Here is a 22,481-nt window from a genome sequence, read left to right as displayed (position 1 = left end):
GAATCAATCAGAAGCGGTGACGCATCCCCATCGCCACCACAACCTGATTGCTATTCGACGAAGGCGTGAGCGTATAAACCGACGCATCGAATGCCGCGATATTGCGCCCGCCGCTGACGCTCTGGTACACGCCTTCCAGATAGAGATCGGTACGCGGCGTCACCGATTTATCGATCTGCGCCACCACCTGATTCCATTTGGGGCGCGCGGAAGCGGCGCCTGCATCGAAGCGTGCCTGGGTATACGTATAAGCCGCCGATACATAAAGCGAAGGCGTCACCGCGTAACGGCCATCGATCGAGTAGTTATCGAAGATCAGCGTATTGCCTTTGAGCGAAGCAATCTTGCCGCCCTGATAAATGCCCGTGACGTCGTCGGTGGCGGAATGGGTCCAGCTCACGCCCACGGAATGCGGGCCGAACGCATAGCGCGCGCCCACGGCCACGAGCAACTGATCGCCGCCCGTGACGGTCGCGGAACCGTCGGTCGTGCTCACGGCGCCATCGGGATTGGCCACGTGGCCGTCGCGATTGATCTTGAGAAAAGCTGCACCGGCCTTGAACGGACCGTTCGCGTAAGACAGCCCCGCGCTATACGCGGCGTTATTGCCGAAGCTGCCTGGCGTATTCGAAAAGCCGTACATCGCGCCCGTCGTGAAGCCGCGATACGTTTCGCTCGTATAGCGCACGGCGTTATTGATGCGGATATTCTGGATCGAGTCGTCGTTATCGTAGGGATGCATCGCCAGATTGCCGCCCCAGCCCGAACCGGCCGCGCCCAACGGCGTGACGAAGGTCAGAATAAAATCGTACTGGCGGCCCATCGTGAACGTGCCGTAACCGTTCTTGCGCAAGCCCACGTAAGCCTGACGCCCGAACAGATTGCCGCCGTTGCTGGTTTTGCCGTTGACGGAAGAAAAGCCGCTTTCCAGCATGAAAATCGCCGATGTACCGCCGCCCAGATCCTCGCTACCACGCAACCCCCAACGCGACGCGCTGAGATTGCCGCTGTTCATCGACACATTGCCGCTGCCTGGCGAACCAGCGCCATTCGTACGCTGATTGTTTACATAGGATATCGAAGCATCGATCAAACCGTACAGCGTGATGCTGCTCTGTGCGTGCGCAGCACCGGCGCTGAGGCCGCCGATACAGGCGGCGCAGGCGGAAAGGACTTTCCTGTTCATCATGTTCTGGTCTTGCGGGCGTAAAGGCCGCGCGCGCAAACTCACTCGCGGCATCGCTCGCCCGTGTTGTTGTTGGAAAGGCGGCGCGCGCAGGGACCGTGCGCGCATAAGGTCGCGATTGTCGGCGCAGCTTGCGAGATGATTAATACGATGCGCGCGAAAGTACCTTTCCTCGAACGGGGGTTAATCGCTCTGAAATGAGAAAAGCCAGGCGGTCTATCGCCTGGCTGGTCGAGATGTTTTGGGAAATGCCGCTATCAGATCTTGCTATCGAGGCCACGATCTGCGTCGCGCGCCAGGCTGCGCTCCGCACGCGTATCCAGTGACAGGCAAGCCACCCAATAGACACTCGCGGACACCACCAGGCCAATCACCATACCCATGTCGATATTGCCGAGCATACGCGCCAGCGGGCCAATATAGAAGCCCGTCGACGAAAACGGCAGCATCGCGGCAAAGCCAATGAAATAGGCGCTCAGACCACGCCAGTTCCATCGCCCATACATGCCTCGCGGATTGAAAATCTCGCGCACGGAGTATTCCGTTTTGCGGACAAAGTAAAAGTCGACCAGATTGATCGCCGTCCAGGGCGTGAACAGATAGAGCAGAACGCCAAGGAAATCGCCGAATTTCGCCATGAAGTCGCCGGAAGCGGCGAGAGCAATCGCGGTAGCCACGACGGCAACGACAATCAGGCTGACACAACGCGCGCGAACCGTTGGCTTCGACAATTTCAGCGAATCCGCAATACTCATGAGCGTCAGCGACGCGCCGTAGAAGTTGAGGCTCGCCATCGTCACGAGCGTGGCAACGGACAGCACCAGCGTCAACCCGCCGAGGCCCGGGTAAATGGCATCGCCCACCTGCTTCACCGCTGCGCCAATATCGGTCTTCACATGAATGGCCGCAGCCGCCGCGCCAATCAGCATCATCCACGCGCCGCCGATGAATGCGCCCAGATAGGTCCACCAGAACGAAGCTCGTACGCCAACATTGGCCGGCATGTAGCGCGAATAGTCGGATACATAGATCGCCCAGCTCAACTGATAAGCGGCAGCAGCGAAAAACTGCACAAAGAACGGCACGCTGCGAAACCCGCTCACGCTGAACATGGCCGCATCGAAATGCACCGTCGTCACAATACCGATGGAAAGGATCGACAACACGACGACCATCATCACCGCCAGCCATTGCTGCGCCTGATGAATCCAGTCATGACCGAGGAATGCCACGGCCAGCGATAGCACGGTGAACGCAATCAGCCCGACATGTGCGTCGATATGCAGAAGATGATGCAGCGAATCTCCCGCCAGCACCTGATTGAATGCGTTATAGCCGACGTAGGTAACAAGCGCGACGACCCACACCAGCAACGCGCCCATATACCCGAATTGCGGCCTCGATTGAATCATCTGCGGCAGACCGAGTTGCGGCCCTTGCGTCGAGTGGAACGCCATGAAGAAAGTCCCGAACGCCGCGCCGAGCACCGCCGCAATCGCGGTCCAGAGCAGATTCGATCCCATCGCCCCGCCCAGCGCGCCGACGGCCAGCGTGGCGATCTGCGTCGAACCGGAAAACCAGATCGTGCCGAGTTGCCAGATTTTCCCGTGACGCTCGGCGTGCGGAATATAGTCGATCGACCGACGCTCGACTCCCAGGCGCGGCTTCGTGGGCTCCGCAACCACCGTAGAGCTGCTGTGTTGCATCACTGTCTCCAAGAGTTTTAATTGTCGCGGGGGTCAGCGGCGCGCCACCCGCTCGCGCGAACTACGTGTTCAGGCGACCCGTTCCTCGTCGTCGCGAGCCAATGCGATGTTTCGCGCATTCGCCCAGTCTTCGCGAATCATGTCGCTTGCGCGTTCGGCGATCATCAAGGTGGGGGAATTCGTGTTGCCCGAGGTAATCGTCGGCATGATCGAGGCGTCGACTACGCGCAGACCCGTGACGCCAATCACGCGCAAGCGCGAATCGACCACCGCGTCGCTGTCTTCGATTCGCCCCATGCGGCAGGTGCCGACCGGATGGAAGATCGTCGTGCCCACATTGCCGGCAGCGCGCTGCAACTCTTCTTCGCTCTGGAATTCAAGGCCCGGCAGCACTTCGCGCGGATGGAACGGCGCCAATGCGGGCGCCGCCGCGATCCGTCGTGTGAGGCGCAGCGCATCGGCCGCGACCTTGCGGTCGAGTTCGGTGGAGAGATAATTCGGCGCGATGCGCGGCGGCGCAAAAGAATCGGCCGATACCGCATGAATGCTGCCGCGCGACGTGGGACGCAACTGGCAAACCGATGCTGTAATCGCATCGAACCCGTGCAGCGGCTCGCCGAATCGGTCCAGAGAAAGCGGTTGCACGTGATACTGCACATCGGGACGATTCGCGCTGCCGAAGCGGGTGGACGTGAAAATGCCCAATTGCGACGGCGACATGGCCATCGGACCGCTGCGGTCCAGCGCGTATTGCAGCCCGATACGCAATTTGCCCCACCAGGACGCGCTCAAGGTATTGAGCGTAGTCGCGCCGTCGATGCGAAACACCATGCGCAATTGCAAATGGTCCTGGAGATTTTCGCCAACGCCACGTCGCGCGGCACGCACCGGAATGCCCAACGCCGCCAGCCGGTCCGGGTCGCCGATGCCCGACAATTCGAGCAGCTTCGGCGAATTGACGGCACCCGCGCATGAAATCACTTCGCGCCGCGCGGTGGCTTGCATCGGCACGCCATCGACGGTGACTTCGACACCCACGCAGTGCTTACCGTCGAATTTCAGGCGCTCAGTTTGAGCCAGCGTGACGACCGTGAGATTGTTTCGATGCGCGGCTGGCCGGAGAAATGCCTTTGACATATTCCAGCGAATGCCGCGACGTTGATTGACATCGAAGTAGCCCACGCCGTTGTTATCGCCCCCGTTGAAATCCGACGTCGCGGGTATGCCGCTCTGCTGCGCCGCTTGCGAAAAGACTTCGAGTATCGGCCAGCGCAGGCGCTGTTTCTCGACGCGCCAGGGACCGCCCGCGCCATGCAACTCACTCGCGCCGCCGTGGTAATCCTCGCTGCGGCGGAAAACCGGCAGGACCGATTCCCAGCGCCAGCCTGCGTCGCCCGTCATCTGCGCCCATTCGTCGTAATCTTCGCGCTGGCCGCGCATATAGATCATGCCGTTGATCGACGAACAGCCACCCAGCACGCGGCCGCGCGGATAACTGAGCGAGCGGCCATTCAGGCCCTGCTCGTCTTCGGTGCGGAATTTCCAGTCGGTGCGCGGATTGCCAATACAGTACAGATAGCCTACTGGCACATGAATCCAGTGATAGTTGTCTTTTCCGCCCGCCTCGAGCAGCAGCACGGATACCCTGGCGTCTTCGCTAAGGCGGTTGGCCAGCGCACATCCCGCAGTCCCGCCGCCGATCACGATAAAGTCGAAATCGCCGAGTGATTGCCGTTTCGATATCATTTCATTTTGCATAACTGACGATGTAGTAGATCTGAATCGATTGAACCGGAAGCCGATCAGCTCGGCAGATACTCTTTCGACCAGCTCACGCCAATCGCGCCACGGTCGATCAGCGAATCGATCAGGCCTTCGGAATAACCGAGCGAGCGCATGATCGTGCGTGTCGAAGCGCCGAATTTTTCTGCGGGCGCCAGCGCGCGAACGGGCGCATTGGCGGGTCGAACGGCAACGGGATCGAGCTGGGTCACACGATGTCCGCTGGGATGCGACTCGTAGACGCTGAACGCATAGCTGCCGCGATCGATGCCGGGTTCGCCGTCGGCGGGACGGCTGGCGCTGCGGCGCAGATTGTCCAGGTTGTCTGGCACGGCGGCCGCGATATTGGCGGCTTGCAGCCGGGTTTGCCAGTTTGCGGCCGAATCCGCTGCGAGCGCGTGGGCGAGAAAATCGGCCGGAGCTGGCGAACCGGCAATGCCGTGCAGACCTTCGATACCGTCGAGCCGTTCGACTTCGCTTTCATCGGTATGCACGTAGATCCAGCCGTCGGCCGCGCGGAAGAATCGCGACAGCGGCCCGAATCCCGTAGCCTCGCGTCCCGACGGCTCGTCGAACGGCGCGCGGCCAGCGTAGTCGTAGCAGAACGGAATCTGCACCAGGTTGCCGAGCGCGGCCAGCGACGTCCGTGCGCGGCCACCCGCGCCGGTACGGGCCTTGCGATACAACGCGGCGGCCACGCCCAGCGCCGCTGCAAAACCGCACATCACGTCGATGGTGCCGACATGCGCGTGCTCTTCCGGCGTCGCCATGCCGCCGCCAAAACGCACCATGATGCCCGTGCAGGCCTGGATCAGATCGTCGTAGCCGAGATAGTCCGTTCGCGGGCCGCGCCTGGGGCCGCCGAAACAATCTAGCTGACAAAACACCACACCCGGATTCAATGCACGCAGACTGGCTTCGTCCAGACCCAGCGGCGCGAGTTGCCGGTCGGGCGCATTCATCACGATCACGTCGACCGAACGGGCTAGCGTCTGGAACACCTGCCGCCCTTCGTCCTTACCGAGATCGACCAGCATGCTTTGCTTGCCGCGCGCGGACGACATGCCGAAGACCACCGTATTCCACGGATCGTAATTCGGCGTAACGGGGTCCAGTTTGATGACTTCCGCGCCGAAGCGGCCGAGGAAAGACGTCGAATGCGGACCGGCGATCACGTTGGTCAGATCGAGGACGCGCACGCCGTCGAGCCAGCCGCCGACATCATCGCGAGGACTGACCGCTCGCGCCGGGCGCGCCGTGGCGTCGAGCGCAGCGAGGGCTTCGGCAGCGGACACCGCGCAGCGCGGCACCGGCGCGAGCATCGCTTCAGCGCTGTCTTCGAGCCAGGCGACCGGGCCCGGCTGCTTCATCGTGCCGAATTCGGGATCATGCGCCTCCAGCACGAGACCGGCGGCATTCGCGTGATCGTCATGCAACCACTCATGCGTGCTGCGGTGCGCGGCGCCCGGAAAACCGCCTTCGCCAAAAATGCGCTCCCACTCGGCGGCTGTTTTCGTGAGGAACACCGCTTTCATACGCGCGGCGATGCGAGCCGCCCAATGCGCCGGTAGCGGATACACGCCCAGCGACGCATCGCCTTCCCACTCCGCTACGGGGCGATAGCAATCTGCGACCGTCGGCAGTCCGGCCTCGATCATTTCTTCGTAAAGGCCCATCGCTATCAGGCAACGTTTGGCGTGCGCGTTGTGCGACGGACAAACCGCATAGAACTTGCGCCCATCGGCACATTCATAAGTGCGGTAAAACGGATCGAGATATTCCTGCAATGCCTCGTATGAAAGATCCATCGGCAATCCTGCGGCGCGGCGGCGCTCGACCTCATTTTCGCGCAGCGTTTTATAGCGCTGCGGATAGTCGTCGATCTTGATCGAGTTGTACGAAAGCCCTTCCAGAACCGCCGACGAAAGCGGCACTTCAATGCCGTCGCCGCGCCCCGTGCGTTCGCGGGCCTGCAGCGCCAGCACGACGGAAGCGACGCCCAGCATCGTGCCGTACGACGAAGCCAGCGGCAGCGGCGAAAAGCTCGGGTTAATCCCCATCAGCACACGGTTCTGTCCCATGTCGGTGAAGACGCCGGACGCCGATGCGATGATCGGCTCGAACGCGCGCCATTCGCGGCGCAAGGCGTCGTTGCTGGCGAAGCCCGGCAGGGAAAGCGTGATCAGGTCAGCACGCGCCGCGCGCAGATCGGCGAAGCGGATGCCAAGCCGGTCGAGCACACCTGGGCGGAAGTTCTCGATCACGATGTCGGCGCGTTCGATCAGCGCGAGCGCATCAGCGCGGCCCAAGGCGGTCTTCAGATCGAGCTGGACCGTGAGCTTGTTGCGATTGAGTACGGCATTGGCGGGACTATCCCAGAGCGTGCCGCCGGGCGGATCGATATGAATCACCTTCGCGCCGAGATCCGCGAGTATCATCGCGACCGCCGGCCCGGCGATGTATTGGCCGAAGTCGACCACGTTGACGCCGCTCAGCGGGCGCTTGTCTTGTGCTTCCGTCATCTCCGTCCTGCCTCCAGCACAGCGGCGCGTGGCCGTCTGCGGCTCGTCGTGTTATGGGCTGGCAGCGCCGCGCAGCGATCGGTGCAGCGATCAGGCGGCGCGCCCGGAGCAGACTTTCGGCTAGAGCGGGGCGGCGGTAAAACGATAAAAAAAACGACTGAGGGGCGGTTTTTCTTATGGCTGCGCTGGCATCAGGGATGGGCGTGGTTTGCCGTTTCGACGAGCCAGTCGACAAAAGCCTTTGCATTCGGGTTAACGATGCTGTGCGGCGAGTACACCAGCCAGAAGGCTTCGTCGGTCGGCAGATGAGGTTTGAGCGGCGCGACCAGTTGACCGTCCGCCAGCATCTGCTCGACCAGCGACGAACGCGCGAGCGCGACGCCCTGCCCCAGTTCGGCGGCTTTCAGCGCGGAAATCAGCGTATCGAAATGCATGCCCGACGACGAATCGACCTTCGCCGCGCCCGCCTTGCGCAACCAGTAACCCCAGCCTTCTTCGTAGCCGAGCACGTGCAGCAGTTCATGTGCGGCAAGGTCCTTCGGCTTGGCAAGCGGCCTTTCTGCGCAAGGCAGACCCGGCGCGCAGACGGGAATCAGCGTGTCCCACGTCAGGCGTTCCGCACGTAATCCTGACCATTTTCCATGGCCGTGGCGAATCTCGAGATCCGCATCGACATCGGTTACGCAACTGTCTCCACCCCAGATATTGCTGGTGATGCGCAGACTGATTCCCGGATGCAAGGCGCGAAATGCAGGCAGACGCACGGCAAGCCATTGCGTATAGAACACCAGACTGACGCGCACGGTAAGCACGCGCAGATTGATGCGGCCAAAGATCTCATCGGTTGCCACCGCCAGTCTTTCGATCGCTTCGTGCACGACCGGCAGATACGCGAGCCCCGCATCGGTCATTTCTATTCCACGCGGAAGACGGCGAAACAACGCCGTGCCCAGATGCGATTCGAGTCCCTTGACCTGCTGACTAACGGCGGCCTGCGTCAGACTCAATTCATTCGCGGCATGCGTAAAGCTCAGGTGTCGCGCGGACGATTCAAATGCACGAAGCCAGTTGAGCGGAGGCAATCTTTTCATCGGAAAGGCGTTTTCAGGTAACGGGCGATCTGCATCGTACGGTGATCTGCATGACAAAGCGATAAGGATTTCGAGTGATTTTGTCTGACCACCCAACACCCCGACACGCAAGAAGTCACAACGAACTCACTCAAATGAAAGCTTGCCCGTTCGTCCACCACCAACTCATTCTCTCCAGAAAGAACCGTCAGGAAATAGTTGGAAATCGAAAGAGCACGCATTGAAATCACAATATTGCGTGCACTTTCACAAAATCAATTCGCAATGTGGCATAGTGCGTCCAACTAACTTCAGGGAAAGAAAAAAATGGCAACGCTCGAATCCATTCAGACGAAAATTGCAAAGCTTCAGGCGCAGGCACAAGCCATCGCCGCCAGCAAATCGATCGTCGTCTTGAACAAGATCCGCGACTTGATGAGCAAGCACGGCATCAGCCTTTCCGACATCGAGGCGCACGCAGGCAAGCGTCGCGGCGCGAAGGCGGCCAATGCCGTCAAGAGCGCAACGGTGGCGAAGTACCGCGACCCGAAGAGCGGCGCAACCTGGTCGGGTCATGGCCGCGCACCGCACTGGATCGCCAACGCAAAAGATCGCAGCAAGTTCCTCGTGGCAGGCGCTGAATCGGCATCGGCAGCAGCAGTCGCTCCGGTGAAGGCCAGCAAGGCCGGCAACTATGTGCGCGGTCCGCAACCGGCGCTCTATCGCGATCCCAAGACCGGCGCAACGTGGAGCGGCCGTGGCCGTGCACCCGCCTGGATCGCCAACGCCAAGGACCGCACGCGCTTTCTGATTGCAGAAACGGCCCGTTCCGCAACGGAAGCACAAGCCGCGAAAAAGCCGGCAACCGCAAAGAAAGCGGCGGTCGCAAAGAAGGTAGCGCCGGCTAAGAAAGCAGCCGTAGCAAAGAAGGTAGCGCCTGCTGAAAAGCCGGTCGCGGCAAAGAAGGCGGCACCGGCAAAGAAGGCCGCCGTCGCGAAGAAGCCCGCAGCAAAGAAAAAGGCTCCGGCAAAGAAAGCCGCAGCCGTGAGCAAGGTGCAGGAAGCGGCGGCTCCGGTCGCAGCGGTCGAAGCGCCGGCTCAATCGGTCGACCTGCCGATCACGGCAACCGCTGAATAAGTACGTCCTGGCCGGATAAAAGCAGAAAATCCTTAACGGAGATTCAGCGATTACCTATAAGTCGCGGCGTGAGAGAGGCGGTACGATGGTCCGCAAGTTGACGTTGCCTCATACACCCTCTCTCAGGTTCCAGCGTTACCCGATGCTGGAGCTCTTTACGTCGCGGTAGCTTTCGCGGCTTTTTTATACGGCAAAAAAAGGCCGGCAAGCGTTTGGCGCTTGCCGGCCTTTTTGCATTCGTGCTGCATTCGATAAACGCGTCAGTGGGCGACGCCAAAAAACGCCTGCGCGCCCTCGCCCGGTGTGAGCCCCGCAATAAACAAACCCTCCAGACGCCGGGCCTTGACCTCGTCGAGCAGAAAAGGCGGTCGCACGAGCCCCTGCAGAACGGCGTGGTCGAACCACTGGCTCATCCACGCACGCAACTCCGTCTCGTACACCGACAGGGCCTCCACCGCCTCCTCAAGCTCCTGCGCCCCCTGCACCTCCAGCGATGCTGTGACTCGCATTGGCCGCTCCTTGTGGTCCCTTACTGTGGTCCCTTACGTTTGCTTATCTTCTTCTGCGCGCTGCCTTTAATGACAATACTTCAGAAGCGCAATCGCTGCGTGGATTATGTCGACATCCGCTCGATTCCCATCGCCGGACGCGCGCGGTCGGGCGGAAACACCCGCCATTCGCGGTCGGCATGACGGAAGAAAAACAGCGCGCGCGGGCCGTTCGCGCCCTCCATTTCGACACGTACGCTGACAATCCTGCCCGCCGCGCAGCGTTGCACGGTCAGCACACGCACCGTATGCCCGTCTCCCGGGGCGAGCCATTTGACCACTGCCATGCGAAGCGACTGCTGCACCGTCATGCCGATCTCCTGCCGTATGAGCCACCCGGGTTCCTGAAAGCATCGTAGGCAAGCGCCGGGCCGCGCAATATCGGCGGCAACGGATAGTTCCCTCGGGAGAATCTGGTTCCGGCGTCAGGATTTCCTTCAGCACGCGCGCCAGGCAGCGCGCCTATTCGGCGATCAATCCATGACGGATTGCGTAGCGGATCACCTCGGCGTTATTGGTCAGGCCGAGCTTCTGCATGAGGCGCATCTTGTGCGTGCTGATGGTTTTGGCGCTCAGGGCGCAGGCATCGGCGATATCGTTGATACTGCGCCCCGCCGCCAGCATCTGCAGCACCTGGAATTCGCGGTCGGACAGCACTTCATGCGGCGGCTCGTCGCCGGCATGCTTGTCGAACACCAGCGCGTCCACCAGCTTGGGGTCGATGAAGCGGCCGCCTTCGGCCAGCTTGCGGATGGCGGCGAGCAGCACGTCGGGATCGCTGTCCTTGGTCACATAACCGGTCGCGCCCGCGCGCAAGGCCCGCGAAGCCACCTGCGCTTCGTTGTGGATGCTCAGCACCAGCACCGGCAAGCTGGGCCGGTCGGCGCGCACGCGACGGATCAGATCGACGCCGCTGATGCCCGGCATCGTCATGTCCAGCAGCAGCAGATCGATCTCGCAGCTGCGCAGTTTATCGACGACTTCCGAGCCCTGCGCGGCTTCGGCCGTGACGACGATATCGTGCGTCGTCGCGATGATCTGCTTGAGCCCGCCACGCACGATGGCGTGGTCATCCGCGATGAGAATCCTGATCATGTATGCGTCGTGCCCTCGAGCGGAATATGTATCGATACGGTCGTGCCCTTGCCCGGCTCGCTGTCGATCCGCACCGTGCCGTCGAGCAGCCGCGCGCGTTCGGCCATGCCGAGCAGCCCGTAAGCGTGACTTGCAGAACCGGCGCCACCCGCCGATGCGTTAAAGCCGCAGCCATCGTCGCGTATGGTCAGATCGATCGAGTTGCGGTTTGCCAGGCTCATTTGCACGCGCTGCGCGCCCGCATGGCGCGCGACATTATCCAGCGCCGACTCGACGATACGAAACAGCACCGTCGCGCGCATATCGGACAAGGCAGGCTCGGTGCCTTCCACACGCAGTTCGCAGGCGATGGCATGCCGGCGGCTGAAATCCTCGGCGAGCCATTCGAGCGCGGAAACGATGCCGAAGTTTAGCGCAGCAGGCCGCAGATGACTCGCCACATTGCGGACGGTCCAGATCGAGCGCTCGACCAGCGCGCGCATGTCGTCGGTCTTGCTGATGGCATCGGCATCTTCGCGCACGCGCATACGCAGCAGCGAGACGTCCATTTTCAGGGCGGTCAGCAGTTGCCCCACTTCGTCCTGAATCTGGAAAGCGCTGCGTTTGCGCTCGTCCTCGCCCGCGCTGTCGAAATAGCCGAACAGTTCGCGCTGCTGCTCGCGCGAGCGCACCAGTTCCTGCTCGATCTGCTTGCGCCCGGAAATATCGTAGAGGCCGACATAGATGGCCGGCACGTCGTCATAAGTCGCAACGCGCGCATTGGCCAGCGCCCAGAGTTGCGTGCCGTCGCGCCGGCGCAATTCGACTTCGGCATCGAGCAGATTGCCTTCCGATGCGAGGTGGCGGATCAGCCGCTCGCGCACGCTGCGATCGACATAGAAGTCGACGATATTGACCTGCGCGCTCGTGCCTTCGTCGAGGCGCAATAGCTGGCGCAACGGTGCGTTCGCGTAAAGGAGCTCGCCGCCTGGCATCGCCGTTACGCACAGCGCGACCGGACTGGAGGCGTCGATAACGTTCGCGTGAGCGTGAGCGTGTGCGTGTGCGTGTGCGTGTGCGTGTGCGGGCGCGTGGACTGGACGCATGAGTCGCGCGAGCGCCAGTTGTGTGCTCACGCGCGCGGCCAGTTCTCTTGCGCAGACAGGCTTGAGAAGATGATCGGCAGCGCCTGCGTCGTAGCTCGCCGCGATGGATTCATGCAGCGCTTCATGCGAACCCGCCGACAGCACGAGGATCACCGGGATTTCGCGCGTGGCCTCGTCGTGCTTGAGTTCGCGACAGGTCGCGAGCAAGTCCTCGTCCAGCAGGATCAAGTCGGGGCGCGCGGCCTGGGCGAGTGCCCTCGCCTGTGCGCCGTCGCGGGCCGTCAGCAGACGGCAATCCTGCGCGGCGAGCGTCTGCGCCACGGCGGCCACAGCGGCTTCGTCGCCTGCCAGCGCGCCGCCCAGCAGAATCGTGCGATTAGGCTCGCCGTTCAGGGTCATGCGGGCGTCGCGCTCAACTCGCCAGCCGCAAGGCGACGGGCGTGGATTCCCGGTCGATCAGCGCATCGAGACAGCGGAACAGCGCATCGAGCATCGTCAGCGCCTCGGCATCCAGTTGGTCGCCATGAAAAGCGCGCAACTCTTTCAGCGTTTCCTGCAAACGCAAGATCCTGTCGATACCTTGATCGAGCAGCGGCCAGCAGTGCATCAGATAAGCCAGCGGCGTAAGCGCGCGGGTTTCGCACCAGTTGTCGAACAGGCGCAGGCATAGCGTATCGGCCTCTTCAATGTGCATCCTGCGGTCCTGCATGGGTGAAGTCATCACGCTCTGCCTCTTGCTGCGACACGGTTTGCCCAGATTCGTCCGGATCAATATGGCGGCTGTAACGGATCGAGTCCAGTCGTCCCGCGCTGCAAACGAGGCGGGAAGTCTGCTGAATTCCTTGTCAGGAAATCCTTAACGGCGAACTGTTCCCTGAGCGCAATGCGCGACGTTCTGTCACTCATTCGCGGCCCGTTCCGCCAATTTATGCGGATTGTGTGTGTCATTGCGGCGCGGTATGCTGCGCGCTGGATCGGCGTCAGGGGCGTCGGGCAATGTAATTGGACGAACCGGTTCGCCCGAAAATGGTCATGAACAGAAGACAGATGTTGGCGCGCTGCCTGGCCGCGAGCGCAGCCTTGGCGGCGGCGCCAGCGTCATGGGCCATGCCCGCAAGCCGCCCTCCAGCGCGGATCGTATTCCTGAATCCCGGCGAACGCGTGCAAGGCAGCAGCGGCCCGCACTGGCAGATCGTCTCGCGCTTCATGGCCGCCACGGCGCAGCGTTTCGGCATGGAACTCGAAGTCATCTACGCCGAGCGCGACCATCTGCTGATGCTGCGTCAGGCCGAATCGATCGTCGCGCGGGCCGTGGCGCCGGATTACGTCGTCATCGTCAACGAGAAAATGACCGCGCCGACGATGCTGCAAACGCTCTCGCGCTCGTCCGCCAAAGTCCTGCTGATCCACAACGATCTCACGGCCGCACAGCGCGCCGCCATTGGCAGCGAGCGCGGCGCGATCGCCAACTGGATCGGCACGGTCACGGCCGATGCGCAACGCGGCAGTTTTCGTCTGATGGATTATCTGCGCGCGCGCAACGGCGCGGCCCCGGCGCGCGTGATCGGCATTACCGGCGACCCGGCCACACCGGTTTCGCACGAACGCGCCGACGGCGTGCAATCCGCGCTGGCGCAGCGCCCGCAGGATCGCACTTGCCAACTGGTCTACGGCGACTGGAGTTACGACGACGGGCGCGACAAGGCGCTCGTGCTGCTGGCCCGTTATCCCGACGCCAATATCGTCTGGGCTGCTAACGATTCGATGACACTGGGCGCCATGAGCGCCGTCCGCGATCGTCATGCGAAGGCGATCGTCGGCGGACTGGGCGCTTTGCCGCAAGCGGTCGAATCTGTGATGCAAGGCGAGCTTGCCGCCATCGTTGCAGGCGATCAGTTTATCGGCGCCTGCGCCATGGTGCTGCTGCACGACTACCATCACGGCGCGGACTTCGCGCAAGCCGGCGGCGCGCGCCAACGGCTCGACTATCTGAAAGTGCTGCACGGCAAAGATGCGGCGCGTTATTACAACGTCGTGTTCGAACGCGCCGAAGCGCCCGATTTCAGCGCGTTTTCGCGCCTCGCGCGCGGCGGCGCCAGCGCGTATGACTTCAACCTCCAGCCCATGCTGAATTCCGCTGCGCGGTTCGCATGAATTGGCGAACGCGGTTACGCCGCTGCTTCCCACGCAGCCTGCACGCCCAGTTGATGCTGTCGCTGGTGGTACTCGGCACGCTGGTGGCCGGCACATCGGCGTTCGTGGTGCTGGAGCACGCGCGCGAGCGGCGCATCGTCGAACTCAACGAGCGCGCCAACCGCATCGCCGATCTGCTCGGCCAGTCGCTGGCGCAACCGCTCTGGAATATCGATCGCGACGCCATCGTGCGGCAGTTGAACACGCTCATGCCGAATCCCGAAGTCGTGCGCTTCACGGTCACCGCGACCCGCTATGGCGTGCTCGCCGATGTGAGCAACGCGCGCGAGCCGCGCCCCGGCGAAGAAGTCGTGCGCGTGAAGCCGATCGAATTCACGCCGCCCGGCAATGCGCCGCGCGAGCGGCTGGGCGAAGTGCGGGTCGTGCTCACCAAGGCCGTGGCGAAAAGCGGTTTCGCCACGGCACGTGCCGCGATTCTGGGCACGCTCGCGCTCGCCTTGCTCGTGGTGTATATCGTCACTTTCCTGCTGATTCGCCATCTCGTGCGCGAGCCCATTCGCCGTCTGGAAGAAATGGTGGACCGCATTGCCGGCGGCGATCTGCAAAGCCGCTGCGTGATCGAGTCGAGCGCCGAACTCGGCCGCCTCGCCGCGCGCGTGAACCTGATGGCCGGGCGGCTGCACGACTCCACAGCGTCGCTCAAGGAAAGCGAGCGCAAATACCGCAGCATCGTCGAGAACGCGCTGGAAGGCATCTTCGTGCTCGATCGGCATGGCGCGCTGCAGGAAGCCAATCCGGCGATGGCGCGGCTATTCGGCTTTCCCAATGTGACCAGTCTGATCACCTCGCAGAAGCACGCGAGCATGAAATCCGGCGCCGCGCCGTTTTCGCCGCCACACGTCGAACAATTGTTTTCGATGCTGAACCAGAGCGACAAGATCGCCGGGATGGAAATCGCCCTCACGCGCGCCGACGGCAGCACCGTCTGGTGTCTGCTGAATGCGCGCGGCACCTATTGCGATTCGTCGAGCCAGCCTGCACTCGAAGGGCAGCTCACGGATATCACCTCGCGCAAGCAGGCGATGGAAGAACTCGTGCGCCATCGCGACCAGCTGGAACAGGAAGTGCGCGAGCGCATGCGCACCGAGCGCGCGCTGCGCGATTCGCGCGAGCAGTTGCGCCAGCTTTCCGCGCACCAGGAATCGATCCGCGAAGAAGAGCGGCGGCAAATTGCCATGACGATTCACGATGAACTCGGGCAATTGCTCACCGCCATCAAGATCAATGTGTCGCTGCTGAAGATGGTGCTGGCCCAGGGCGGCGACTGGACGCACAAGTGCCGCGATATCGGCGATCTGGCCGAGCGCACGATCGATATCGTGCGCAACGTCGCCAGCCATTTGCGGCCGGCGGCGCTGAACTTCGGGCTGATTTCGGCGCTGGAGTGGCTGGTGCAGGACTTCGCGAAACACAATGCGATTCGCTGCACGTTCCGGCTCGAAGGCTGCGAACCTGCGCTGAGCGACGACCGCGCCACCGCCGTGTTCCGCATCGTGCAGGAAGCGCTGACCAATGTGAGCCGGCACGCGCGAGCGACGCGCGTGGAAGTGATTCTGCGCACTGCGGATCGATACGAACTCGAAGTGCGCGACAACGGCAGCGGCTTCGACGTATCCAACGCGATTGAGCGCGGCTCCTATGGCCTGCAGGGCATGAAGGAACGCGCGCGGATCATCGGCGCACTGTTCCATATCGCGAGCGGCGAAGGCGCGGGATCGACCGTGCGTCTGGTATTTGGCGAAACGGTGCAGTGCGTGCACGACGGCGTTGCTGCCGACGAAGCCCGCCCATCGCTGCGTTGACGCCTTATTTCAGGCCCCCGCGCGGCGCCGCGCATCGAAGCCGCGCATCAAAGCCGAACACCGACACTGCACGTTCAAGATGCAGCGCCTGTTCATCGAGCGACAGTGCCGCGGCCGCCGCCTGCTCGACCAGCGCGGCATTCTGCTGGGTGACGGCGTCCATCTGGCGCACCGCCTGATCGATCTGCTCGATGCCGTCGCTTTGCTCCGTCGATGCAGCGGCAATCTGGTCGACGAACTCCGACACCTGACGTATCGCATCGCGCACCTGCCCCATCGTGATGCCCACGCTCACGGCCTGCTCCGATCCCGCATCGACCAGTTGCGCCGACGATTCGATCAGCGTCTTGATCTCTTTGGCCGCCGACGACGAACGCTGCGCGAGACTCCGCACCTCGCTGGCGACAACCGCAAAGCCGCGCCCCTGCTCGCCCGCGCGCGCCGCTTCCACCGCCGCATTGAGCGCGAGAATATTGGTCTGGAAAGCGATGCCGTCGATCATCCCGGTGATATCGGCGATACGTTTTGAACTCTCGTGAATCCTGCCGATGGTTTCGACCATGCTGGCCACCGCCTGATTGCCCACCTCGGCCATGCCCGCCGCTTTACCGGCGAGCAGATTCGCTTCGCGCGCATTGCCCGCGCTTTGCTGCACGGTATGCGTGAGTTGCGTCATGCTCGCGGCGGTCTGTTCCAGCGAAGCGGCCTGTTGTTCGGTACGCGCCGAGAGATCGGCATTGCCGATCGAGATTTGCTTCGTTGTACTGGCGATGACTTCGCTTGTGGCCCGCACCGATTCCAGCGCCTGCGTAAAGCGCTCCATCAAGCGATTGAACGCCGCCGCGCTCTGCCCGATCTCGTCCATGCGCGGCACCGGCGCGCGTGCCGTGAGATCGAGCGATTCGCTGACCTTGCCGAGCGTCGAACGCGTGCCGCGCAAGCCGCCATCCACGACGCGAAACAGCGACACGGCCAGCGCGACACTCGCGGCGAACACCAGCGCCGTCAAACCACCCATGAACCAGAGCGAACGCGCATAGGCCAGATCGCCTGCCGCGCGCGATTTGCGCGTGGCGTCGACGTTATAGGCCACGTGCTGGTCGAGCCCGGCGCGCACGGCCTGCGAAGCCGCGTCCAGATCGCCGCGCACCAGCATGGCCGCTGCCGTGGCGCTGTCGTTCGCGCGCGACGCCGCGAGAAAAGCGGTACGCGCCCGGCGATAGGCCGCGAGATTGGTGCGGTCGGCGAGCGCCAGTTTTTCATCGTCGGCGTCGCCTTGCACGTCCTCGCGTTCATATTGGGCGAGCAGCGTGTCCAGCGCGTCGTCGGCCGCGCGCATACGGCTTTCGGCCGCGTCCTTGAGCGCAGGATCATTCGACAGCGCATGCCGGTAGAGCGCAATGCGCATGTCGGTCATCGCCTGCCGGGTTTCATCGAGATCGATCAGGCCCGGCACGATATGGGTCTGCACGTCGCTGAAGCGCTGCTGCGCGCCGCGCAGATTCCAGAACGACAATGCGGACGTCACAACCAGCGCGCACAGCGATACGCACAAGGTCAGCGAGAGTCGCTGCGCAATGGTGATTTTCAATTTTTTTGCCCCGGAAGAAGTTCGCTTGCGTGCGCACCACGACCACCTCACGACGCAACGGATGAACGGACTAACGGCGGCAATGTGCCAGAGCTAAATACGCGCGGCGCCTAATTTCAGCGACGGATCGGCCGATTTTTCGTTCAGGAAATCCTGAATGCGCGCGCATGCGGCCTTCATTCGACCAACGCGCCACCAAGCTTGTGCGCGCGGCACCAGCGGAGTGCGCAATGCGCTCATCGTCCCATTCGCGGTGCACATCACCGGCCAGCGCATCCGATAAATCAGGCTTCTGCGGGTTGGCACACTTCATGCATAGTGAACATCATTCAAGTCACTTGAATTTTGTTCACGGTCATTTCTCACACGTATCGAACCGCACGGGAGCCACATGAATAAGCCTTTCCGCACTCTGGTACTGTCGTTGTCGGGCGCGCTCGCATTCTGCGCGTCGGCTTCGGGCTGGGCACAGGACAGCGATCTGCTCAACCGCATCAAGAGCAACAAGGAAATCACGATCGCCACCGAGGCGCGCTACGCGCCGTTCGAGTACGTCGATAACGGCAAGATCGTCGGTTACGACGCCGATCTCATGGCCTACGTGCTGAAATCGATCCCCGACGTCAAGGTCAAGCAACTCGATCTGCCGTTTCAGGGCCTGCTGCCGGGTCTCGACGCAAAGCGCTTCGACATCGTCGTCACGGCTGTAACGGTCAACAAAGACCGCGCCAGCCACTTCGCTTTCACCCTGCCCGTTGCGGACGCAACCACCGGCGTTCTGCTGCGCACCAACGAAACCGCCATCAAGACACCCGAAGATCTGAACGGCAAGATCGTTGGCTCGCAGACTGGCTCCGCGCAGCTTCAGGCGCTCGTCGCGCTCGACAAGAAACTCAAGGACGCTGGCGGTCCTGGCCTCAAGCAGATCAAGCAATACGTCGCGTTCGACGAGGCTTATGCCGATCTCGCAGTCGGCCGCCTCGATGCCGTTGCGCAATCGGTCGCGAATCTCGGGCCGCTCATGAAGGCGCGTCCTGGCGTCTTTATGGTGATGCCGCAAACCATTGGCCCGAAGAGCTATTTCGCTTGGGTGGCGCGCAAGGATGCGGACAGCGCTGCGCTCGTCAAGCTGTTCAGCGACGGCATCGCGCGCGCGAACGCCGACGGCACGATGAAGAAGCTCCAGCAGAAGTGGTTCGGCGCAACGATGGATGTGCCCGCCGACGCCCTGCCGCCGCCTTCCATGTAATTGCAGTAGCAGCACCGCACGGCCCGCTATCCGAATCGAGACGCCATGAACACGCCTGACCTGTTGACCCGCTGCCTGGGTTATTTGCCGCAGTTACTCGACGGTGCCATCACTACCTTGTGGTTATCCGCCGTGGCGGTGCTGTGCGGCTTTTTTGCCGGCATCTTTATCTACATGATGTCGGTGAACGACAGCCGCCTGATGTCGCGCGCCGCGCGGGTCTATGTCAGCGTGTTTCGCGGCACGCCAGTGCTCGCGCAGTTGCTGGTGTTCTATTACGTGCCCTCGGCTTTCGGCCTTGAATTACCGGGTGTCGTTGCGGCCGCAATTGGTTTGTCGCTGAACACCGCGGCCTATCAATCGCAGATCCTGGGCGCGGGGTTTCGTTCGATTCCCCGCGGTCAGATCGAAGCGGCCCGCACCTTCAATCTCACGCGGCAACAAACGCTATGGCATATCGAAGTGCCGCAGGTGGTGGCCATGACGCTGCCCGCACTGGTGTCCGAGATGATCGATATCGTCAAGGCATCGGCGGTGATTTCGGTGATCGCCGTGACGGACCTGATGCGCGTGGGTCAGCAACTCGCGTCGTCGAGCTATCGTCCGCTCGAAGTCTATACGCTCGCGGCGGCCTTCTATCTGGCGATCACTTCGCTGCTGTCGCTCGCCGCCCACGGCTACGAGCGGCGTCTGGCGAAGCGCGGCTGATGCGTCGAAAGAGCCGATATTCATGAACGCATTCCTCGAACTCCTCCCCCGCTTTTTCGACGCGATGCTGGTCACGCTCGAAGTCAGCCTGCTTGCCGCGCTGCTCGGCATGATCGGCGGTTTTGTACTCAATACGCTGCGCATGCGTTTCCCGAAGGCGCTGGGCGTGCCGTACAAAACCTACGTGTGGCTCGTGCGCGGCATGCCGTATCTCTCGCAACTGGTGATCGTCTATTTCGGTCTGCCGGTGCTGGGACTGACGATGACCGCCGTGGAAGCCACCATCGTTTCGCTTTCCATTTACGCGGCTGCCTATTTCGCCGAGATCTTTCGCGCGGGCTGGAGCAATATTCCGCGCGGCCAGATCGAAGCGGCGCGCGCGTTCGGCATCGGCCGCTGGGCTGCGTTTCGTGCGATCGAAATGCCTCAGGTGCTGGCCTTCGCGGTTCCGCTGCTTGCCAATCAGGTGATTCTGGTCATCAAGGAAAGCGCGGTAGCGTCGATTATTACCGTGCCCGAACTCACCATGACCGCCAGCGATATCGTCGCGTCGACCTATACGTATATCGGCCCTTACGCGATGTTGATCGTCTGCTACTGGCTGCTGACCCAGGCCATCGCGCTGATTGCCACGCGCGCCACCGCATTGATTCCCTTTTTGCAGAAGACGTCATGAGCGCACTCCCCATTCTTCAACTCAAGGCAGTCGGCAAGTCGTACGGCAAGACGCGCGTGCTCAAGGGCATCGACCTCGACATCATGCGCGGCGAGATCGTCACGCTGATCGGGCCGTCGGGTTCCGGCAAGACTACCGCGCTGCGCTGCATGAATTTTCTCGAAGCGTATGACGAAGGCGAAGTCTGGATCAAAGGCCAGTTGCTCGGTTATCGCTCGGCGGGCCGCAGCGAACGCGACCGCGACAGCGATGCGAGCGTCGCCGAAGTGCGCCGCCCGGTCGCCATGGTATTTCAGCAGTTCAACCTGTGGCCGCATATGACGGTGGTGGCGAATGTCGCTGCGCCGCTCGTGCTGTCCAGAAAGATCAGCAAGGCCGAAGCGCATCGCAAGGCGCTGGCCGCATTGCAGCGCGTGGGACTCGAACATAAGGCCGATGCGTATCCCGCGCGGCTGAGCGGCGGGCAGCAGCAACGCGTGGGCATCGCGCGCGCCCTTGCCATCGAACCCGAAGTGATGCTGCTCGACGAACCGACTTCCGCGCTCGACCCGGAACTCGTCGAAGAAGTGCTCAATGTGATCCGCTCGCTGGCGCAAGACGGCATGACGATGGTGATGGTCACGCACGAAATGAGTTTCGCCGCGAAGATCTCGGACAAAGTGGTGTTTATGGAAGCCGGACAGATCGTCGAAGCCGGACCGCCCGCGCAATTGTTCGGCAATACGCGCACGCCGCGTCTGCAGCAGTTCCTGAAGCCGTGGTTCGATCGCAGCCTTTCCGTCTCGCCTGCGAGCGCCACTGAACCGGCCTTGATCGCCGCTGCCGAACGGGGTGACGCATGACGCTCGATGAATCGTCCAGCGATGCTCGCGCCGCTGCAGCGCAGGTGAATCCGCAACGTCTGCTCGACGCCATTCAAGCGCTCGCAAGCTTCGGTGCACGTGACGATGGCGGCGTGGACCGCCCCGCACTTTCCGGGCGCGACCTGCAAGCGCGACGCTATCTGATCGAGCGCGCCATCGCACTCGGCTGCACCGTGACCACCGATCATTGCGCGAACCTGTTTATTCGCCGTGCCGGCAGCGAAGATCTCGCGCCGGTGATGACCGGCAGCCACGCCGACACCCAGCCGAGCGGAGGCAAGCTCGACGGTTGTTATGGCGTGCTTGCAGGTCTCGAATGCATCGAAGCGCTCAACGACGCGGGTATTCGCACGCGGCGTCCGCTCGAAGTCGCGGTCTGGACGAACGAAGAAGGCACGCGCTTTCAACCGGGCGCAATGGGTTCGAGCGCATTCGTCGATCCAACGTTGATGGATCGCTACAACACCGTTGCGGACGCAACCGGTGTGACGCTCGCACAGGCATTGCAGCAACATGCGCAGACGTTCCCGGCGCTTGCGCGCCGTAATGCCGACCAACCCGCCAATCAACCCGCGCACGCCTTTATCGAATTGCACATCGAACAAGGCCCGCAGCTCGAAAACGCGAATTTACCGCTCGGCATCGTCAGTGGCATTCAAGGTGTACGCTGGTATTCGATCACCTGCACCGGCGTAGCCGCCCATGCCGGCACCACGCCGATGCCGGTGCGCCGCGATGCGATGACGCTGGCCATCGATGTGCGCGCAACGATCGATACCTTCGCCCATACGCTAGGCGGCGACGACACACGCGTCACCTTCGGGCGCTGGAGCGTCGCGCCGAACTCGATCAATACGATTCCGTCTACCGTGACCTTTACGGTGGATTTCCGCCACCCGGACGCAGCCGTTCTTGCCGCCTTCGACCAACAGATCGCGCAATGCGCGCAGCGCGATGGCGTTGCGCTGCAAGGGCTCTTTTCGCACGCGCCGGTGGCATTCGACAACGCCTTGCTGGCGCGCCTGACCGAGGCCGCCGCCGCGCTCGACACGCCCACGATGACGCTCACCTCCGGCGCCTTTCACGACGCCATGTATCTGGCGCGGCACTGCCCCACGGCGATGCTGTTCGTGCCGAGCCGCGACGGCATCAGCCACAACCCGCTCGAACATACCGACGACGATCACCTCGTACTGGGCACCCGCGCACTCGCGCATTGCCTGGCCACGCTTTGCAACGAACCTTGA

20 protein-coding genes are annotated in these 22,481 nt (G+C 62.4%); 8 read left to right on the top strand and 12 right to left on the bottom strand.

Going from position 1 to position 22,481, the window contains the following annotated elements; all coding sequences use genetic code 11:
• Positions 1 to 7: 7 nt before the first annotated feature.
• From G3N59_RS26850 to G3N59_RS26830, 5 genes are all read right to left on the bottom strand, one after another.
• Positions 8 to 1,186 (bottom strand): porin, encoded by a 1,179-nt coding sequence (locus G3N59_RS26850; RefSeq protein ID WP_241024204.1) that lies wholly within the window; start codon positions 1,184 to 1,186, stop codon positions 8 to 10.
• A gap of 257 nt (positions 1,187 to 1,443) precedes the next feature.
• A complete protein-coding gene (locus G3N59_RS26845) occupies positions 1,444 to 2,892 on the bottom strand; it encodes a cytosine permease (RefSeq protein ID WP_205985840.1) in 1,449 nt (482 codons plus the stop codon).
• 69 nt (positions 2,893 to 2,961) lie between these two features.
• Complete coding sequence (locus G3N59_RS26840) at positions 2,962 to 4,638, bottom strand: GMC family oxidoreductase N-terminal domain-containing protein (protein ID WP_241024192.1); 1,677 nt, start codon at positions 4,636 to 4,638, stop codon at positions 2,962 to 2,964.
• A 56-nt stretch (positions 4,639 to 4,694) separates the two neighbouring features.
• On the bottom strand, positions 4,695 to 7,196 hold the full coding sequence (locus G3N59_RS26835) for a CoA transferase (RefSeq protein WP_205985838.1): 2,502 nt from the start codon (positions 7,194 to 7,196) through the stop codon (positions 4,695 to 4,697).
• Between the two features lie 191 nt (positions 7,197 to 7,387).
• On the bottom strand, positions 7,388 to 8,287 hold the full coding sequence (locus G3N59_RS26830) for a LysR substrate-binding domain-containing protein (protein ID WP_205985837.1): 900 nt from the start codon (positions 8,285 to 8,287) through the stop codon (positions 7,388 to 7,390).
• 306 nt (positions 8,288 to 8,593) lie between these two features.
• Here G3N59_RS26830 and G3N59_RS26825 point away from each other — a divergent pair, with 306 nt between their 5' ends.
• Complete coding sequence (locus tag G3N59_RS26825) at positions 8,594 to 9,403, top strand: H-NS family nucleoid-associated regulatory protein (protein ID WP_205985836.1); 810 nt, start codon at positions 8,594 to 8,596, stop codon at positions 9,401 to 9,403.
• A 260-nt stretch (positions 9,404 to 9,663) separates the two neighbouring features.
• Here the strand turns inward: G3N59_RS26825 and G3N59_RS26820 are convergent, their stop codons facing one another.
• From G3N59_RS26820 to G3N59_RS26800, 5 genes are all read right to left on the bottom strand, one after another.
• Entirely contained in the window at positions 9,664 to 9,912 is a 249-nt protein-coding gene (locus G3N59_RS26820) for a hypothetical protein (RefSeq protein WP_205985869.1), read from the bottom strand.
• 104 nt (positions 9,913 to 10,016) lie between these two features.
• Positions 10,017 to 10,262, bottom strand: coding sequence for a hypothetical protein (locus tag G3N59_RS26815; protein WP_205985835.1), 246 nt, complete (start codon positions 10,260 to 10,262; stop codon positions 10,017 to 10,019).
• A gap of 151 nt (positions 10,263 to 10,413) precedes the next feature.
• A complete protein-coding gene (locus G3N59_RS26810) occupies positions 10,414 to 11,046 on the bottom strand; it encodes a response regulator transcription factor (RefSeq protein ID WP_205985834.1) in 633 nt (210 codons plus the stop codon).
• The gene (locus G3N59_RS26805; RefSeq protein WP_205985833.1) at positions 11,043 to 12,530 is read right to left on the bottom strand and encodes an ATP-binding protein; all 1,488 of its coding nucleotides are present in this window, start codon (positions 12,528 to 12,530) and stop codon (positions 11,043 to 11,045) included. The genes G3N59_RS26810 and G3N59_RS26805 overlap by 4 nt, the downstream gene beginning before the upstream one ends.
• Positions 12,531 to 12,543: 13 nt before the next feature.
• Positions 12,544 to 12,825: a hypothetical protein gene (locus G3N59_RS26800; protein ID WP_241024190.1), complete on the bottom strand. Its 282-nt coding sequence runs from the start codon at positions 12,823 to 12,825 to the stop codon at positions 12,544 to 12,546.
• A gap of 338 nt (positions 12,826 to 13,163) precedes the next feature.
• Between G3N59_RS26800 and G3N59_RS26795 the strand changes: the two genes are divergently transcribed.
• Positions 13,164 to 14,285, top strand: a complete 1,122-nt coding sequence (locus G3N59_RS26795; RefSeq protein WP_241024188.1) for an ABC transporter substrate-binding protein — start codon at positions 13,164 to 13,166, stop codon at positions 14,283 to 14,285.
• A complete protein-coding gene (locus G3N59_RS26790) occupies positions 14,282 to 16,147 on the top strand; it encodes a PAS domain S-box protein (protein WP_205985831.1) in 1,866 nt (621 codons plus the stop codon). Before G3N59_RS26795 ends, G3N59_RS26790 begins: the two co-directional genes overlap by 4 nt.
• A gap of 4 nt (positions 16,148 to 16,151) precedes the next feature.
• On the opposite strand, the gene G3N59_RS37370 is transcribed toward G3N59_RS26790, so the two are convergent.
• Together G3N59_RS37370 and G3N59_RS26780 are read right to left on the bottom strand one after the other, a co-directional pair.
• Entirely contained in the window at positions 16,152 to 17,738 is a 1,587-nt protein-coding gene (locus G3N59_RS37370) for a methyl-accepting chemotaxis protein (protein WP_277397935.1), read from the bottom strand.
• Positions 17,739 to 17,831: 93 nt separating this feature from the next.
• Positions 17,832 to 17,978, bottom strand: a complete 147-nt coding sequence (locus G3N59_RS26780) for a hypothetical protein (RefSeq protein WP_205985830.1) — start codon at positions 17,976 to 17,978, stop codon at positions 17,832 to 17,834.
• 151 nt (positions 17,979 to 18,129) lie between these two features.
• On the opposite strand from G3N59_RS26780, the gene G3N59_RS26775 reads away from it, so the two are divergent.
• Genes G3N59_RS26775 through G3N59_RS26755 form a run of 5 tightly spaced genes read left to right on the top strand, consistent with a single transcriptional unit; the run spans position 18,130 to position 22,481 of the window.
• The gene (locus G3N59_RS26775) at positions 18,130 to 18,987 is read left to right on the top strand and encodes a transporter substrate-binding domain-containing protein (protein WP_205985829.1); all 858 of its coding nucleotides are present in this window, start codon (positions 18,130 to 18,132) and stop codon (positions 18,985 to 18,987) included.
• A 45-nt stretch (positions 18,988 to 19,032) separates the two neighbouring features.
• Positions 19,033 to 19,695, top strand: coding sequence for an amino acid ABC transporter permease (locus G3N59_RS26770; protein WP_205985828.1), 663 nt, complete (start codon positions 19,033 to 19,035; stop codon positions 19,693 to 19,695).
• 22 nt (positions 19,696 to 19,717) lie between these two features.
• Entirely contained in the window at positions 19,718 to 20,371 is a 654-nt protein-coding gene (locus G3N59_RS26765) for an amino acid ABC transporter permease (RefSeq protein WP_205985827.1), read from the top strand.
• Positions 20,368 to 21,213, top strand: coding sequence for an amino acid ABC transporter ATP-binding protein (locus tag G3N59_RS26760; RefSeq protein WP_241024182.1), 846 nt, complete (start codon positions 20,368 to 20,370; stop codon positions 21,211 to 21,213). The genes G3N59_RS26765 and G3N59_RS26760 overlap by 4 nt, the downstream gene beginning before the upstream one ends.
• Entirely contained in the window at positions 21,210 to 22,481 is a 1,272-nt protein-coding gene (locus tag G3N59_RS26755) for a M20 family metallo-hydrolase (RefSeq protein ID WP_205985826.1), read from the top strand. The genes G3N59_RS26760 and G3N59_RS26755 overlap by 4 nt, the downstream gene beginning before the upstream one ends.

Origin of the sequence: Paraburkholderia sp. Ac-20340 (assembly GCF_017104965.1) — a bacterium.
Lineage (GTDB): Bacteria > Pseudomonadota > Gammaproteobacteria > Burkholderiales > Burkholderiaceae > Paraburkholderia.
The sequence above is the reverse complement of the archived record's forward strand: the minus strand, read 5'-3'. Positions and strand labels throughout refer to the sequence as shown.

Bases quoted from the DNA above. Each gene is read 5' to 3' on its own strand.
- G3N59_RS26850 (WP_241024204.1), bottom strand. From the start codon at position 1,186: ATGAACAGGAAAGTCCTTTCCGCCTGCGCCGCCTGTATCGGCGGCCTC.
- G3N59_RS26845 (WP_205985840.1), bottom strand. From the start codon at position 2,892: ATGCAACACAGCAGCTCTACGGTGGTTGCGGAGCCCACGAAGCCGCGC.
- G3N59_RS26840 (WP_241024192.1), bottom strand. From the start codon at position 4,638: ATGATATCGAAACGGCAATCACTCGGCGATTTCGACTTTATCGTGATC.
- G3N59_RS26835 (WP_205985838.1), bottom strand. From the start codon at position 7,196: ATGACGGAAGCACAAGACAAGCGCCCGCTGAGCGGCGTCAACGTGGTC.
- G3N59_RS26830 (WP_205985837.1), bottom strand. From the start codon at position 8,287: ATGAAAAGATTGCCTCCGCTCAACTGGCTTCGTGCATTTGAATCGTCC.
- G3N59_RS26825 (WP_205985836.1), top strand. From the start codon at position 8,594: ATGGCAACGCTCGAATCCATTCAGACGAAAATTGCAAAGCTTCAGGCG.
- G3N59_RS26820 (WP_205985869.1), bottom strand. From the start codon at position 9,912: ATGCGAGTCACAGCATCGCTGGAGGTGCAGGGGGCGCAGGAGCTTGAG.
- G3N59_RS26815 (WP_205985835.1), bottom strand. From the start codon at position 10,262: ATGACGGTGCAGCAGTCGCTTCGCATGGCAGTGGTCAAATGGCTCGCC.
- G3N59_RS26810 (WP_205985834.1), bottom strand. From the start codon at position 11,046: ATGATCAGGATTCTCATCGCGGATGACCACGCCATCGTGCGTGGCGGG.
- G3N59_RS26805 (WP_205985833.1), bottom strand. From the start codon at position 12,530: ATGACCCTGAACGGCGAGCCTAATCGCACGATTCTGCTGGGCGGCGCG.
- G3N59_RS26800 (WP_241024190.1), bottom strand. From the start codon at position 12,825: ATGCACATTGAAGAGGCCGATACGCTATGCCTGCGCCTGTTCGACAAC.
- G3N59_RS26795 (WP_241024188.1), top strand. From the start codon at position 13,164: ATGAACAGAAGACAGATGTTGGCGCGCTGCCTGGCCGCGAGCGCAGCC.
- G3N59_RS26790 (WP_205985831.1), top strand. From the start codon at position 14,282: ATGAATTGGCGAACGCGGTTACGCCGCTGCTTCCCACGCAGCCTGCAC.
- G3N59_RS26780 (WP_205985830.1), bottom strand. From the start codon at position 17,978: ATGAGCGCATTGCGCACTCCGCTGGTGCCGCGCGCACAAGCTTGGTGG.
- G3N59_RS26775 (WP_205985829.1), top strand. From the start codon at position 18,130: ATGAATAAGCCTTTCCGCACTCTGGTACTGTCGTTGTCGGGCGCGCTC.
- G3N59_RS26770 (WP_205985828.1), top strand. From the start codon at position 19,033: ATGAACACGCCTGACCTGTTGACCCGCTGCCTGGGTTATTTGCCGCAG.
- G3N59_RS26765 (WP_205985827.1), top strand. From the start codon at position 19,718: ATGAACGCATTCCTCGAACTCCTCCCCCGCTTTTTCGACGCGATGCTG.
- G3N59_RS26760 (WP_241024182.1), top strand. From the start codon at position 20,368: ATGAGCGCACTCCCCATTCTTCAACTCAAGGCAGTCGGCAAGTCGTAC.
- G3N59_RS26755 (WP_205985826.1), top strand. From the start codon at position 21,210: ATGACGCTCGATGAATCGTCCAGCGATGCTCGCGCCGCTGCAGCGCAG.